Here is a 13,246-nt window from a genome sequence, read left to right as displayed (position 1 = left end):
CATGACCGAACGCAAGCCACCCGACGTCAGCTTCGAGTCATGGGTCGACAAGCAGATCCGCGACGCGGAGCGCGCAGGAGACTTCTCCCACCTCGCCGGAGCCGGCAAGCCGCTGCCGAGCACGGCCGACACGACGTACGACGAGAACTGGTGGATCAAGCAGAAGATGGCCCGCGAGGGCTTCTCCGTGCTGCCCCCGTCGCTCGCCCTGCGCAAGGAGGCCGAGGACGCACTCGCCGAGGCGGCACAGGCCTCCTCCGAACGGATCGTCCGCAAGATCATCACGGACATCAACGACAAGATCCGCGACATGATGTTCAAGCCCCCGCCGGGCCCGCCGCTCGGCCTGAAGCCGTACGACGTCGAGGAGATCGTCCGCGACTGGCACGAGCGACGCGGGGCGCACGGGGCCTGACGCCGATCTCACGCGCCGGTGCGCGAGGATGGGTGCCATGAGCATCGTGAAGATCAACGTCCTGACCGTCCCGGCCGAACAGCGGGAAACCCTGGAGAAGCGCTTCGCCTCGCGCGCGGGCGCGGTGGAGAACTCGGACGGCTTCGAGTGGTTCGAGCTGCTGCGCCCGATCGAGGGCACGGACGACTACCTGGTGTACACGCGGTGGCGCGACGAGGCGTCGTTCACCGCGTGGATGGAGGGCTCCATGAAGGAGGCCCACCAGGGCGGCGCGGACCGTCCGAAGCCTGCGGCCAGCGGGTCCCAGGTGTGGTCGTTCGAGGTGGCGCAGCAGGCTTCGCCCAAGTCGTAGCGGCCTAGGGTCGGTCCGCCTCACGATCCTCCGTGAGCACCAACCAGCGCCGCCCGTCGATGAGTTCGCGGGCGGCGTCCAGGTGTCCGGCGTGGCAGGCGGTCTCGGTGATGACGTGCAGCACGACGTCCCGGTGGCTGTGCAGGTGCGGCGGTCCGAAGAGGTGGTGCGGCCACCAGGCGAGGGGCGCGTCCGCGGGTGTGGCGGTGATGATCGCGTCCGCGCGGTCCGTCTCGCGGCGGTACCGCTCGAGGACGTCGGCCGCCGGCACGTCCGGGGCGACCTGCCAGGCGTCCTCGGTGGCGTCGAGGCTGTCGATGACGGGTTGGTCACCCGTCAGGACCGCCTGGAACCAGAAGCGTTCGACGTCGAGCGCCAAGTGCTGGACCAGCCCCAGACACGACCAGCCGGACGGCAGCACGGGCCGCCGCAGCGCCTCGGGGCCGAGCCCGTCGATGATGCCCAGGATGTGGCGGCGCTGTCCGCGCAGAGCGTTGAGCAGCGCCTTGATCTCGTCGGCGCCCGCCTCGGCGCAGGTCGCGTCGGTCATTGCCACGTCGGTCACAGGTACGTCGGTCACAGCAACAGAGCATGTCCGAACCCCGGGTTCCTGTACAGGTCGAAACCCGCTTGCGTCCGGCGCCGCCCCTTCGCCGACAATGCCCGCATGAACTCGCCGTGGACCGTCACCCCTGAGCCGTTCGACTCCGCCGTCGCCGCGGAGCTGTGGCGCGCGTACTACACGGAGGTCAGCGACCGCTGGTACCTGCTGCACGAGGGGCACACGACCGACCCCGACGAGCTGGAGCGCGAGGTCGCCGCCGACACGGGTGCCTATCTCGCGGCGCCGGGCGGGGTGTTGCTGGTCGCGCGGTACCGGGGCGAGCCCGCCGGGACCGCGGGCGTGCGGATGATCGACGCCTCGACCGGCGAGCTGAAGCGCGTCTTCGTACGGCCGGAGATGCGCGGGAAGGGCGGCGGCTCCGTGCTGCTCGCGGAGGTCGAGAGCTCCGCGAGGAATCTCGGCGCCGAGCGGGTCGTGCTCGACACGCGGGGCGACCTGGTGGAGGCCCGCATGCTGTACGCGCGCCACGGCTACCAGGAGACGGCCCCGCACAACGACGAGGAGTTCGCCGAGCACTGGTTCACCAAGAAGCTCCTCTGACGAGCCTGATGACGAGCCGAGCCCGAAGCGCCCGAGCCGTGGCGTCAGGGGCCGGCCGCCAGGCCGTCGTGCGGGCGCTCCGCGTCCGACCCGCACAGCTCCGCATTGAGCTCCTCCACCAGTTTCACCAGGTCCGTCGGGCGGTCCGGGCCCCACCAGTCGCCCAGCAGTTCGGCGAGCGACTCCTCGCGGGACGCGGACAGCCGCGCGGCGACCTCGCGGCCCTCGTCGGTGAGGACGAGGTCGACGCCCACGCGCGTGGCGAGGCGCCGTTCCTCCACCTGCCGGGCCGCCGCGATGATCACGGGCAGCGGTACGGCGCTGTGTTCGGCGAGCGCCGCCGGCTCCGCCCACCCGTACCGCTTGATGCGCAGCAGGAGCCAGCTCGCGGCGGGCAGCAGGTCGTAGCCCGCGCGTTCGGTGATCTTCTCGTAGATCTCGCGGCGCCCCTCCCGGGTGCCGAGCACCGACAGGGCCCGCGCCACCTCGTCGCGCGATGAGCGCTGTACGGGGTTGCTGGCCAGGGTCTCCGTCGCGTCCGGCGCGGTGACCGAGCCGCGCAGCGTGTCCTCACGCAGGAACCAGGACAGTACGAAAGCGACGAGGGCGACCGGGGCGGCGTAGAGGAAGACGTCCGTGATGGACGACGCGAAGGCGTGCAGGACCGGTCCGCGTACGGCGGGCGGCAGGCCGCCGATGCCTCGTGGATCCGACTGGAGCGCGTTCACGTCGACGCCGGGCGGCAGGCTGCGGCCGGCGAGGGCGTCCGCGAGTTTGTCGCCCAGGCGGCTCGAGAAGATCGTGCCGAAGATCGCGACTCCGAAGGAGGCGCCGATGGAGCGGAAGAACGTCGCGCCGGAGGTGGCGACGCCCAGGTCCTCGTACGAGACGGCGTTCTGCACGATCAGGACGAGGACCTGCATGACGAGGCCGAGGCCCAGGCCGAAGACGAAGAAGTAGGCGCTCATCTCGCCCGTCGAGCTGTTCTCGTCGAGCTGGTGCAGGAGGAGCAGACCGAGGGTGGTGACGCCGGTGCCGACGACGGGGAAGACCTTCCAGCGGCCCGTACGGCTGACGATCTGGCCGGACGCCGTCGAGGAGAGCAGCAGTCCGATGACCATCGGCAGCATGTGCACGCCCGACAGCGTCGGCGAGATGCCCTGGACGACCTGGAGGAACGTCGGCAGATACGTCATCGCGCCGAACATGGCGAAGCCGACGACGAAGCTGATCACCGCGGAGAGCGTGAACGTGCGGATGCGGAACAGCTTCAGCGGCAGGACCGGCTCGGCGGCCCGCCGCTCGACCTGGACGAACACCCCCGCGAGGACCACACCGAGGACAGCGAGGCCGATGATCTGCGCCGAGTCCCAGGCCCAGGTCGTTCCGCCGAGCGAGGCGACCAGGACCAGGCAGGTCGCCACGGCGGCGATCAGGAAGGTGCCGAGGTAGTCGATCGTGTGCTTGGCGGAGCGTACGGGGATGTGGAGCGTGGTCGCGATGACGACGAGCGCGACGACGCCGATGGGCAGGTTGACGTAGAAGACCCAGCGCCAGCTGAGGTGTTCGGTGAAGAGCCCGCCGAGCAGCGGGCCCAGCACGCTCGTCGCGCCGAAGACGGCACCGAACAGGCCCTGGTACCTGCCCCGGTCACGGGGCGGGACGATGTCGCCGACGATCGCCATGGACAGGACCATCAGTCCGCCGCCGCCCAGTCCCTGGAGGGCGCGGAAGCCGATCAGCTGCGGCATGTTCTGCGCCATGCCGCACAGCGCCGAGCTGATCAGGAAGATCACGATGGCGATCTGGAAGAGCTTCTTGCGGCCGTACTGGTCGCCGAGCTTGCCCCACAGGGGCGTGGCGGCCGTCGACGCCAGCAGGTACGCGGTCACGACCCAGGACAGGTGTTCAAGGCCGCCGAGGTCACTCACGATGGTCGGCAGCGCCGTCGAGACGATGGTCTGGTCGAGCGCCGCGAGAAGCATGCCGAGCAGCAGCGCACCGATCGAGACCATCACGCTGCGGGGGGCGTGGCCGCCGCCGATCGTGGAGCTGGTGCGGTCAACGCCGGGGCCTGCCGTCAGGTCCGTGCGGGGAAGGCCCCCGCTAGCGTCCTGGGTCATGGACACCTCCTGAGACACCACGCCGGACACTGCCGGCGGGGGCTCTGCCATGTACCAGGATGGTGGTTCAGTCCCGGTTTGGCCTGTTGAGGCCGGGGCGCTCAGGAGGGGTACGGCGGCGCGGGCCAGGCGGATGGTGCGGCGCCTGGCCCGCCGATACGGATACAGGGGTGTGGGGCCGGCCGATATAGGTGTGGGGCCAGCCGATATAGGGGTGCGAGCTAGCCGATGTGCAGCAGGATCTCTCCGGCGGCACCCGCCTCGACCCGCACCTGCGTCAGGTCGTCCACGACCACCGTGGGGCCGTGCGCGCCCGCGCGGGGGCCGACGCCGACGACGCGCATCCCGGCGGCGCGGCCGGCGGCGATCCCGGCCTCCGAGTCCTCGAAGACGATGCAGTCGGCCGGGTCGATGCCCAGCTCGGCGGCGCCCTTGAGGAACCCCTCGGGGTCGGGCTTGCTGGCGCCGACGCTCTCGGCGGTGATGCGCAGGTCGGGCTGGGTGAGGCCGGCGGCGGCCATACGGCGGGTGGACAGGGCCACGTCGGCCGAGGTCACCAGGGCGTGCGCGAGACCGCCCTCGCGCAGGGAGGCCATGAACCGTGCGGCGCCCGGCACGGGGACGACACCGTCGACGTCGGCGGTCTCCTCGGCGAGCATGCGCGCGTTCTCGGCGTGGTTCTCGGCCATGGGACGGTCGGGCAGGAGGAGCGCCATGGACGCGTAGCCCTGGCGGCCGTGGACCACCTTCATCACCTCGACGGCGTCGAGCCCGTGGAGGGCCGCCCAGCGGTGCCAGCAGCGCTCGACCACCGCGTCGGAGTTGACCAGCGTGCCGTCCATGTCGAGCAGAAGGGCGCGGGCGGACAGAACAGTGGTGGCCGTCATCGGCAGGGTCCTCCAGGCGTAGGAACAAGGTGACCCCGCCCACCGGTCAGGGTGAATGGGCGGGAGCCACTTTGTTCCTCAACTGTACAAAACAGGGCGGCGACTACGCCAGCGGCCCTGGTCAGGGCCGGATCCATGGCTTACGCCACCGCTTCGTAGAGGCTCCACACACCCATGCCGAGCATCAGGACCGCGGCGATCTTCGTGATGAGCGCGAGCGGCACCCGCTTCATCAGCGCCTTGCCGCCGACGATGCCGAGGCCCGCGACGGCCCACAGGGCGAGGACGGCGCCGAGGCCGACGGAGAGCGGGTTGTCGTAGCGGGCGGCGAGGTTCGCGGTCATGATCTGCGTCAGGTCACCGAACTCCGCGATCAGGATGAGCATGAAGCCCGCGCCGGAGACCTTCCAGAAGCTCTGGTCCTTGGGCTTGCGGACCTCTTCCTCCTCTTCGTCCTTCTTCATCAGGAGGACGGCCGCGCCACCGAGGAACAGCACACCGGTCAGGGCGTGCACGAGCTGCTGCGGCAGCAGGGTCAGGACGCTGCCCGCGGCGACGGCGAGCGCGACATGGACGGCGAAGGCGGCGGCGACACCGGCGAAGACGTACGAGGCGCGGTAGCGCGTGCCGAGGACGAGTCCGGCGAGCGCGGTCTTGTCGGGGAGTTCGGCCAGGAAGACGATGCCGAAGACGACCGCCATCACGCTGATGCTGATCAAGATTCCTCAATCGGTCGGGCTGCCCCGCCGAGAGTTACGTAGTCCTTCACGACACCTCGGCACGGCAGCGCTCAGGTGCGTACACAGGTGTGCACGCAGTTGAATCACTGCTTTGCCGAAGGTCTCGCTGGCCGGACCGGGTGTACGGATCCTGCCTCCGGGCGCCGGCTCAGAACGAGCTGAGCAGTATGTCGACGGTCCGGCGAAGAGCTACTCCCCTTCTGCGCCATCCATCGTACGCGAACTGCTGAGCGAATCGGCATGACCCGCGTCACGCCCGGACACGCCGCCCCGGTACCCCCGGCACACACCCCACTTCACGCCCGCTCCCCCGGAAGTCACGTCCACCCCCTTGATGTGTACGCGTCGTTGACGCGACCCTGTCACTCGGCGCACATCTCCCGGAAACTCCGGAGCGCCAGCATGGCCGGGCCCGCTCGGCCAACTTCCCCCCACTTCAAGGGAGTTCACATGCGCATGTTCTACGCGCGTCGACGCACCGCCGCACTCGGCGCCGTCACCGCCGTCGTCTCCGCTCTCACCCTGCTGAACGGCCCGGCGGCGCAGGCCGCTCCCCCCACTCCGGTCAGCGGCGCCACCGCCCGCACGTACCTCTCCGAGCTCACGGTCAAGACCGAGGGCTCCTCCGACGGCTACAGCCGCGACCTCTTCCCGCACTGGATCACCCAGTCCGGCGCCTGCAACACCCGTGAGGTCGTCCTCAAGCGCGACGGCACGAACGTCTCGCAGGACTCCAGCTGCGCGGCCACGTCCGGCAGTTGGTACTCCGAGTACGACGGCGCGACCTGGAGCGCGGCGGCCGATGTGGACATCGACCACATCGTCCCGCTCTCCGAGGCCTGGAAGTCCGGCGCCAACGCCTGGACGACCGCCCAGCGCCAGGGCTTCGCCAACGACCTCACGCGGCCCCAGCTCATCGCCGTCACGGACAACGTCAACCAGTCCAAGGGCGACCAGGACCCGGCCAAGTGGATGCCGTCGCGCGCCGCGTACAAGTGCACCTATGTCCGCATGTGGGTGCAGGTGAAGCACTACTACAACCTCTCGGTGGACTCCGCCGAGAAGAGCGCGCTGACCTCGTACCTCAGCGGCTGCTGACCCCTGGGGCCGAAGACCTGGATCCCGGCTTCCCGGAACCTCCCCACCGGCCTCCGTCGTTCCGTACCGTACGGGGCGACTGAGGAGGCTGATCACGTGGCACGGCTGCGACTTGGACCGCTGCTGAGATACGTGGACGAGTCGTCGGCGACCGTCTGGGTCGAGGCGAGCCGTCCGTGCACCGCCGAAGTGCGCTGCGCGGACGGCTCGTCCGGCCGTGCCCGCACGTTCCAGATCTGCGGCCACCACTACGCGCTGATCCCGGTGACCGGCCTCGCGCCGGGCAGCGCGACGGCCTACGAGGTGCTGCTCGACGGCGTCCAGGTCTGGCCGCTCGCCGACTCGCCCTTTCCACCGAGCACGATCCGCACGCCCGCGTACGACGACGCGGCCCGCCCCGTCCGTATCGCGTTCGGCTCGTGCCGCTGGGCCGCGCCGCCCGCCGACGACCACGACCCCGTCGGCCCGGACGCCCTGGACACGCTGGCCACCGAACTCGCCGCCGCGCCCGACGCCGAGCGCCCCGATGTACTGCTCCTGCTCGGCGACCAGGTCTACGCGGACGAGACGTCACCGGCGACCCGCCGCTATCTCGCGGCCCGCCGCGACCTGCGCGACGCCCCGGGCAACCAGGTCGCGGACTACGAGGAGTACACCTGGCTCTATTACGAGTCCTGGCTCGACCCCGATGTGCGCTGGCTGCTGTCCACCGTCCCCTCGTGCATGATCTTCGACGACCACGACGTCATAGACGACTGGAACACCAGCGCCTCCTGGCTCGCGGAGATACGGGCCACCGACTGGTGGAACGAGCGGATCCTCAGCGGCCTCATGTCGTACTGGGTCCATCAGCACCTGGGCAATCTGGCGCCCCGCGAACTGGCCGCCGACCCCGTATACGCGGCGGTGCGCGCGGACCCCGACGGGACGGACGTGCTCAGGGAGTTCGCCGCCCGCGCCGACGCCGACGCGACCTCCGTGCGATGGAGCTACCGGCGTGACTTCGGCCGCGTACGGCTCCTGATGGTCGACACACGGGCCGCCCGCGTGCTGGCCGAGTCGGACCGGTCGATGCTCGATCCGACGGAGGCGGCGTGGCTGCGGGAGCAGTCGCTGGAGTCCCCCGGCGCGTACGACCATCTCCTCGTCGGGACGTCACTTCCCTGGCTGCTGCCGCATCTCGTGCACGACGCCGAGGGGTGGAACGCCGCGCTGTGCAGGGGCGAGCGCGGTGCGCGGTGGGCCCGGTTCGGCGAAAAGCTGCGCAGGCGGGCCGACTTGGAGCACTGGGCCGCGTTCCCCGCGTCGTTCGACGCGCTGACGGCGCTGATCGCCGAGGCGGGCGGCGGCGAGGGCGCGCCCGCGACGGTGTGCGTGCTCTCCGGCGACGTCCACCACGCGTACGTCGCCGAACCCGCCTGGCCCGACGGCGCACCGGCCCCGACCGCGCGCGTCCTCCAGCTGACCTGCTCGCCGCTGCACAACTCCATCCCCGGCTCGATAAAGCTCGGATTCCGCCTCGGCTGGAGCGCCTTCGGACGCGCCCTCGGACGGCGCTTCGCCCGGCACGGCCGGCTCACCACTCCCCCGGTCTCGTGGCGCAAGACGGGCGGGCCCTGGTTCGGCAACCAGCTGATGACACTGACGCTGCGAGGTCGCGGGGCGCGCCTACGGCTCCAGGAGGCACAGCCGGTGCCGGGCGGAAAGCCCAGGCTGCGGGAGGCGGCGGACATCGTGATGAGTGAATGACCGTGCCGAGTGAGTGAGTGATAGACCGCACCGGGTCAGTGACCGTATTGAGTCAGTGGCCGTACTGAGTGAATGTCGTGAATGACCGTGCGTGACCAGGCCTGTCGCCCAGGGGGCCGCCCGGTGAAGATACGGCGCACACCGGGACTCCGCTCTTCCCTTGACAGGGCGACCCGGCATGATGAGCGAACGTTCCGCTTCCAGCAGCCCCACATGCCCCTGGAGTCCCTCTTTGTCCGCAGTGTGCTCGGCGCCGGCCGCAGCGATAGTCGGCGCGGGCCCGCGCGGCACCAGCGTCCTCGAACGACTCTGTGCCTCCGCCTGCGAGCTCCTGCCGCCCGGTGCCCGCCTCACCGTCCACGTCGTCGATCCTGCGCCGCCGGGAGCGGGCAGCGTCTGGCGGACATCACAGGCACCCGAACTCCTGATGAACACCGTCGCCTCACAGGTCACGCTGTTCACCGACGACAGCGTGGACTGCTCGGGGCCGATACGCCGGGGCCCGAGCCTGCATGAGTGGGCCCAGCGCCAGGGACTCCCCCTCGGCCCCGACGACTACCCGTCCCGCGCCCTCTACGGCGAATACCTGGAATGGGTGTTCGCCGACACCGTGGGCTGCGCGCCCGACGCCCTACGCGTTCAGGTGCACCGGGCGCGGGCCGTGCGCCTCGACGACGCGGACGACGGCCGCCAGACCCTCGTACTCGACAACGGGCAGGAACTGACCGGTCTGTCCGCCGTCGTCCTCGCCCAGGGCCATCTGCCCGTGGCGGCGAGCCCCGCGCAGACGCGCCTCACCGAGTACGCGCTCCACCACGGCCTGCGCCATGTGCCGCCCGCCAACCCGGCCGACCTGGACCTCTCCGCCCTCGCCCCGGGTGAAGCCGTCGTGCTGAGGGGCCTCGGCCTCAACTTCTTCGACCACATGGCGCTGCTCACCGAGGGCCGCGGCGGACGCTACCGCCGCACGTCCGCAGGGGAGTTGCGGTACAAGCCCTCGGGCCGCGAGCCGCGTCTGTACGCCGGTTCGCGCCGCGGCATCCCGTACCAGGCGCGCGGCGACAACGCCAAGGGCGCGTACGGGCGTCACGAACCGGCCGTCCTCACCGCCGAGGCCATCGCGCGCTTCCGCAAGCGCGCGGACTCGGGGGACGCGCCGGACTTCCTCGGCGAGATCTGGCCACTCGTCGCGAAGGAGGTGGAGACCGTCTATTACGAGACACTGCTGCGCCGCGCGGGCGCGGGGGACGCCGGTTTCCGCGAAGGCTTCCTCGCCGCGCCGCACCAGAGCTCCGAAGAGGCCGACGTCCTGTACGAGTTCGGGATTCCGGAGGGTGTCCGCTGGTCCTGGGATCGCATCTCCCGGCCGCACGCGGAGCTGAGCTTCGGCTCGCCCGACGCGTGGCGGACCTGGCTCCTGGCCCATCTGCGCGAGGACGCGGCGCACGCCGCGCTCGGCAACGTGGACGGCCCCGTGAAGGCCGCCCTGGACGTACTGCGCGACCTGCGCAACGAACTGCGCCAGGCCGTCGACCACGGCGGGATCGGCGGCGGCTCGCGCCGCGACCACCTCGACCGCTGGTACACCCCGCTCAACGCCTTCCTGTCGATCGGCCCGCCCCGGCGGCGCATCGAGGAGATGACCGCGCTCGTCGAGTCCGGCGTCCTGACGGTGATCGGGCCGCGCCTCGACGTGCGGACCGAAGACGGCGCGTTCGTCGCGCACTCGCCCGATGTGCCCGGATCATCCGTGAGAGCCACCACACTCGTCGAGGCGCGCCTGCCGGAGACGGACGTGGCGCGCACCGGCGACCAACTGCTCGCCGGGCTCCTGAAGACGGGCCACGTCCGGCCGCACACACTCGACGGTTACGTGACGGGCGGGGTGGACGTGACGCCGCGCCCGTACCGCCTGATCGACCGTCAGGGCAGGCCACACGCACGGCGGTTCGCGGTCGGCGTGCCCACGGAGGGGGTGCACTGGGTGACCGCGGCGGGGGCCCGCCCGGGGGTGGATTCGGTGACCCTGTCGGACGCGGACGCGGTCGCGCGAGCGGCCCTGCGGACGGCCGCCGAGGACCGTGCAGAACCCGGCACGGGGTGCCAGTCATGGCCAAATGTTGAACTTGCAAGCGTTGATTAGGGTCCCCTAACCTGTGGCCTCCATCGGTTCGTCCCCGACCGACACAAGGAGTCCCCCTATGACTGGACGTCTCAACAGCGCCCAGCCCTACGCCCTCGGCCTGTTCCGCATCATCGTGGGCCTGCTCTTCGCCTGCCACGGCGCCGCCTCGCTCTTCGGCGTCCTCGGCGGAGCGATGGGCGGCGGCACCGTCCCCACCGGCACCTGGCCCGGCTGGTACGCGGCCGTCATCCAGCTCGTCGGCGGCGCCCTCGTCACCCTCGGCCTCGGCACCCGCGCCGCGGCCTTCATAGCCTCCGGCTCGATGGCCTACGCGTACTTCAAGGTCCACCAGCCGGAGGCCCTGTGGCCGCTCCAGAACGGCGGCGAACCGTCCGCGATGTTCTGCTGGGCCATGCTGCTCCTGGTCTTCACCGGCTCCGGGGCACTCGGCCTCGACCGGCTCTTCACGGCACGCGGCGAGAGCAAGGCTCAGACGCCGGCCGCTTCGGCTTCGGCGTCCGAGCCGGAGCCTGCTGCGGCTTGATGCATTGCCTGCTTGATGCATTGCCTGCTTGATGGCTCGACTGCTTGATGGCTCGACTGCTTGATGGGGGGGTGCCGGCGCGCGAGTGCCGGTATCCCCTCAGCTCCCCCGGTGACCCGGCGACTCGAACGGCACCGTGAAGCACGCGATCCGGGCGCCCGCTCCGCCCGGCATCCCGTGCAGCACCACGGACCGCGCCCCTCCAGGCCTGAACTCCCAGCCCTGCCACGCGGTCGCCGCCCCCGCACCGTGCGCGTCCGTGGTGAAGTCGAGCCAGACCTCGTTCTCCGGGTTCGCATAGGCCGGGTCCTTCGACGGCCGCACCGGATCCTCGCGGTGCTGGTAGTGCCCGCCCGCCGCGGCCGAATCCCCGCCGCACTCCCCCTGGTGCACATGCGCGCCGTACGCGCGCCCCGCGGCCAGCCCCTCGACCCGCACGCTCACGCTCATGCGACCGTGCCCGCCACGCTGAACGACCTCGATCCGCGCCCCGGCAGGCACGAGCTTCATGTCGTACGTGACCGCGGGCGACGTCACGAAGGCGTTGGGCGGCGAGAACCGCGCCGCCTCCCGCACCCCGTAGCGAGCCGGCTCCGCCGCCCCACGGCCCGCCGACCAGCCGCCCGCAGTCCCGTGGCCCGCGATTCCGTTGCCGCCCGCCCCGCTGCCGGCCACCCCGCCGCCGGCCGCGAGCACGGCCGCCGCCACCGCTCCCGCCACGATTCCTGCCGCCATCGTCCGCTCCTCCAGCTCACGCTCTCCCGCTCGCGGGTCCTCCCGCTCCGTAGTTCGTACGGGGTTACCGGGGCGTACCGCGCGTGCGACGCGGCACCCGGGTGAACACGATGTGGAGAACACCTGAGCCCCTGGTGACCCTCCAGCCACAACCGAGGCGTACGCTGTACAGCTGTCATCAGCCGCCCCTGCCGCTCCCCGCGACATCGCGGCGTCAGTCGCTGACCGGGGAATGCACGAACACGGATCACGGGGAGTCGCGGTGCTGGAGAGTGTGGGGTCGCTGACCGGCGGTCCGTGGATCTACGCGGTGGTGGCCCTCTCGGTACTGCTCGACGTGTTCCTGCCCGTCCTGCCGAGCGGCGTCCTGATCATCACCGCGGCGACCGCCGCGGCGGCCGGCACGGGGACGGCGGCCGGGCAGGTGCCGCCCGAGGTGCCGTCCATCCTGGCGCTGATCCTCTCGGCGGCCACGGCGTCGGTACTGGGCGACCTGGTCGCGTACCGCATCGCCTGGCGCGGCGGCGAACGTCTCGACCGCGCGATCGCCCGCTCCCGCCGCCTGACCAGGGCCCAGGAACGTCTCGGCGGGGCGCTGACGCGCTCCAGCGGCGGCATCCTCGTGGTCATCGCCCGCTTCGCCCCGGCGGGCCGCTCGATCGTCTCGTTCGCGGCGGGCACGGCTCATCGCCGGGTCCGCGAGTTCCTGCCGTGGTCCGCCCTCGCGGGCGTGGCCTGGGCGGGCTACAGCGTGGCCCTCGGCTACTTCGGCGGCCAGTGGCTCGGCGCGAGCTGGCTGGCCACGGGGGTGTCACTGCTCGCGTTGTTCGCGGCGGGGGCGGGAGCGGCGTTCCTGATGCGGCGACCGGCGGCGGAACGGGCGAGCTGACCTACCCGCGGCCCGTCCCAGGCTCGCCCCGGGACCTGGCTCGGCCCCTCGCCTAGGCGGCCGGCTCCTGGGCCAACTGGCGTCCCTGGCCACGGATTTCGAGCCCGTCGAGCAGCTCGGCGGTCGCCTGGGCGACGACGTCGACGGCCCGGTCGAACACCTCCTTGTTGTGCGCGGCGGGCGCCCGGAAGCCGGACACCTTGCGCACGTACTGCAGGGCTGCGGCCCGGATCTCCTCCTCGGTGGCCTCTTCGGGGAGGACGGGCGGGCGAAGGGTCTTGATGCTGCGGCACATGCCTCCAGTCTCGCGCGCTCCGCCGCCCCCACGCACGCCTTCGCAAAGAACCTACGTTCGAAACACACGTACGAATGAACACGCCCGCCATCGCTCGCCTCAAGAAATCGAACAGGCGTAGCATTGCCG

At 71.2% G+C, this 13,246-nt stretch carries 14 protein-coding genes; 8 read left to right on the top strand and 6 right to left on the bottom strand.

The features are described 5' to 3' along the window. Position 1 precedes the first annotated feature (1 nt). Both OG698_RS31440 and OG698_RS31435 read left to right on the top strand, forming a co-directional pair. A complete protein-coding gene (locus OG698_RS31440; RefSeq protein ID WP_383091050.1) occupies positions 2-415 on the top strand; it encodes a DUF1992 domain-containing protein in 414 nt (137 codons plus the stop codon). Positions 416-452: 37 nt separating this feature from the next. Next, positions 453-767 carry an antibiotic biosynthesis monooxygenase gene (locus OG698_RS31435; protein WP_100591968.1) on the top strand — a complete coding sequence of 105 codons (315 nt, stop codon included), beginning with the start codon at positions 453-455 and terminating at the stop codon, positions 765-767. Between the two features lie 4 nt (positions 768-771). Here the strand turns inward: OG698_RS31435 and OG698_RS31430 are convergent, their stop codons facing one another. Then, positions 772-1,317, bottom strand: a complete 546-nt coding sequence (locus OG698_RS31430; protein WP_406111399.1) for a DinB family protein — start codon at positions 1,315-1,317, stop codon at positions 772-774. 117 nt (positions 1,318-1,434) lie between these two features. Between OG698_RS31430 and OG698_RS31425 the strand changes: the two genes are divergently transcribed. Then, positions 1,435-1,932, top strand: a complete 498-nt coding sequence (locus tag OG698_RS31425) for a GNAT family N-acetyltransferase (RefSeq protein ID WP_406107004.1) — start codon at positions 1,435-1,437, stop codon at positions 1,930-1,932. Between the two features lie 44 nt (positions 1,933-1,976). On the opposite strand, the gene OG698_RS31420 is transcribed toward OG698_RS31425, so the two are convergent. The 3 genes from OG698_RS31420 to OG698_RS31410 form a co-directional block, all read right to left on the bottom strand. Continuing rightward, positions 1,977-3,947: a DHA2 family efflux MFS transporter permease subunit gene (locus OG698_RS31420; RefSeq protein WP_406111397.1), complete on the bottom strand. Its 1,971-nt coding sequence runs from the start codon at positions 3,945-3,947 to the stop codon at positions 1,977-1,979. 329 nt (positions 3,948-4,276) lie between these two features. Continuing rightward, the gene (locus OG698_RS31415; protein ID WP_406111395.1) at positions 4,277-4,948 is read right to left on the bottom strand and encodes an HAD-IA family hydrolase; all 672 of its coding nucleotides are present in this window, start codon (positions 4,946-4,948) and stop codon (positions 4,277-4,279) included. Positions 4,949-5,082: 134 nt separating this feature from the next. Continuing rightward, positions 5,083-5,661, bottom strand: a complete 579-nt coding sequence (locus OG698_RS31410) for a TMEM165/GDT1 family protein (protein WP_399980508.1) — start codon at positions 5,659-5,661, stop codon at positions 5,083-5,085. Positions 5,662-6,132: 471 nt separating this feature from the next. Between OG698_RS31410 and OG698_RS31405 the strand changes: the two genes are divergently transcribed. From OG698_RS31405 to OG698_RS31390, 4 genes are all read left to right on the top strand, one after another. After that, positions 6,133-6,780: an HNH endonuclease family protein gene (locus tag OG698_RS31405; RefSeq protein WP_399980510.1), complete on the top strand. Its 648-nt coding sequence runs from the start codon at positions 6,133-6,135 to the stop codon at positions 6,778-6,780. 96 nt (positions 6,781-6,876) lie between these two features. Next, positions 6,877-8,529 (top strand): alkaline phosphatase D family protein, encoded by a 1,653-nt coding sequence (locus tag OG698_RS31400; protein ID WP_406107002.1) that lies wholly within the window; start codon positions 6,877-6,879, stop codon positions 8,527-8,529. Between the two features lie 181 nt (positions 8,530-8,710). After that, on the top strand, positions 8,711-10,672 hold the full coding sequence (locus OG698_RS31395; protein ID WP_406111393.1) for an FAD/NAD(P)-binding protein: 1,962 nt from the start codon (positions 8,711-8,713) through the stop codon (positions 10,670-10,672). 58 nt (positions 10,673-10,730) lie between these two features. Further along, positions 10,731-11,198, top strand: coding sequence for a DoxX family protein (locus OG698_RS31390; RefSeq protein ID WP_406107001.1), 468 nt, complete (start codon positions 10,731-10,733; stop codon positions 11,196-11,198). 99 nt (positions 11,199-11,297) lie between these two features. Here the strand turns inward: OG698_RS31390 and OG698_RS31385 are convergent, their stop codons facing one another. Continuing rightward, positions 11,298-11,933 carry a superoxide dismutase family protein gene (locus tag OG698_RS31385; RefSeq protein ID WP_406107000.1) on the bottom strand — a complete coding sequence of 212 codons (636 nt, stop codon included), beginning with the start codon at positions 11,931-11,933 and terminating at the stop codon, positions 11,298-11,300. 262 nt (positions 11,934-12,195) lie between these two features. On the opposite strand from OG698_RS31385, the gene OG698_RS31380 reads away from it, so the two are divergent. Next, a complete protein-coding gene (locus OG698_RS31380; protein WP_406106998.1) occupies positions 12,196-12,822 on the top strand; it encodes a DedA family protein in 627 nt (208 codons plus the stop codon). 52 nt (positions 12,823-12,874) lie between these two features. On the opposite strand, the gene OG698_RS31375 is transcribed toward OG698_RS31380, so the two are convergent. Beyond that, positions 12,875-13,117 carry a DUF2277 domain-containing protein gene (locus tag OG698_RS31375; RefSeq protein WP_100591958.1) on the bottom strand — a complete coding sequence of 81 codons (243 nt, stop codon included), beginning with the start codon at positions 13,115-13,117 and terminating at the stop codon, positions 12,875-12,877. Positions 13,118-13,246 lie beyond the last annotated feature (129 nt).

It is taken from the genome of Streptomyces sp. NBC_01003 (genome assembly GCF_045162695.1).
Taxonomy (GTDB): domain Bacteria; phylum Actinomycetota; class Actinomycetes; order Streptomycetales; family Streptomycetaceae; genus Streptomyces.
The sequence above is the reverse complement of the archived record's forward strand: the minus strand, read 5'-3'. Positions and strand labels throughout refer to the sequence as shown.

Excerpts from the sequence above, each read along its gene's own strand:
- OG698_RS31440 (WP_383091050.1), top strand. The coding sequence starts at position 2 with ATGACCGAACGCAAGCCACCCGACGTCAGCTTCGAGTCATGGGTCGAC.
- OG698_RS31425 (WP_406107004.1), top strand. The coding sequence starts at position 1,435 with ATGAACTCGCCGTGGACCGTCACCCCTGAGCCGTTCGACTCCGCCGTC.
- OG698_RS31385 (WP_406107000.1), bottom strand. The coding sequence starts at position 11,933 with ATGGCGGCAGGAATCGTGGCGGGAGCGGTGGCGGCGGCCGTGCTCGCG.
- OG698_RS31405 (WP_399980510.1), top strand. The coding sequence starts at position 6,133 with ATGCGCATGTTCTACGCGCGTCGACGCACCGCCGCACTCGGCGCCGTC.
- OG698_RS31395 (WP_406111393.1), top strand. The coding sequence starts at position 8,711 with ATGAGCGAACGTTCCGCTTCCAGCAGCCCCACATGCCCCTGGAGTCCC.
- OG698_RS31420 (WP_406111397.1), bottom strand. The coding sequence starts at position 3,947 with ATGGTCTCGATCGGTGCGCTGCTGCTCGGCATGCTTCTCGCGGCGCTC.
- OG698_RS31430 (WP_406111399.1), bottom strand. The coding sequence starts at position 1,317 with ATGACCGACGCGACCTGCGCCGAGGCGGGCGCCGACGAGATCAAGGCG.
- OG698_RS31435 (WP_100591968.1), top strand. The coding sequence starts at position 453 with ATGAGCATCGTGAAGATCAACGTCCTGACCGTCCCGGCCGAACAGCGG.
- OG698_RS31375 (WP_100591958.1), bottom strand. The coding sequence starts at position 13,117 with ATGTGCCGCAGCATCAAGACCCTTCGCCCGCCCGTCCTCCCCGAAGAG.
- OG698_RS31390 (WP_406107001.1), top strand. The coding sequence starts at position 10,731 with ATGACTGGACGTCTCAACAGCGCCCAGCCCTACGCCCTCGGCCTGTTC.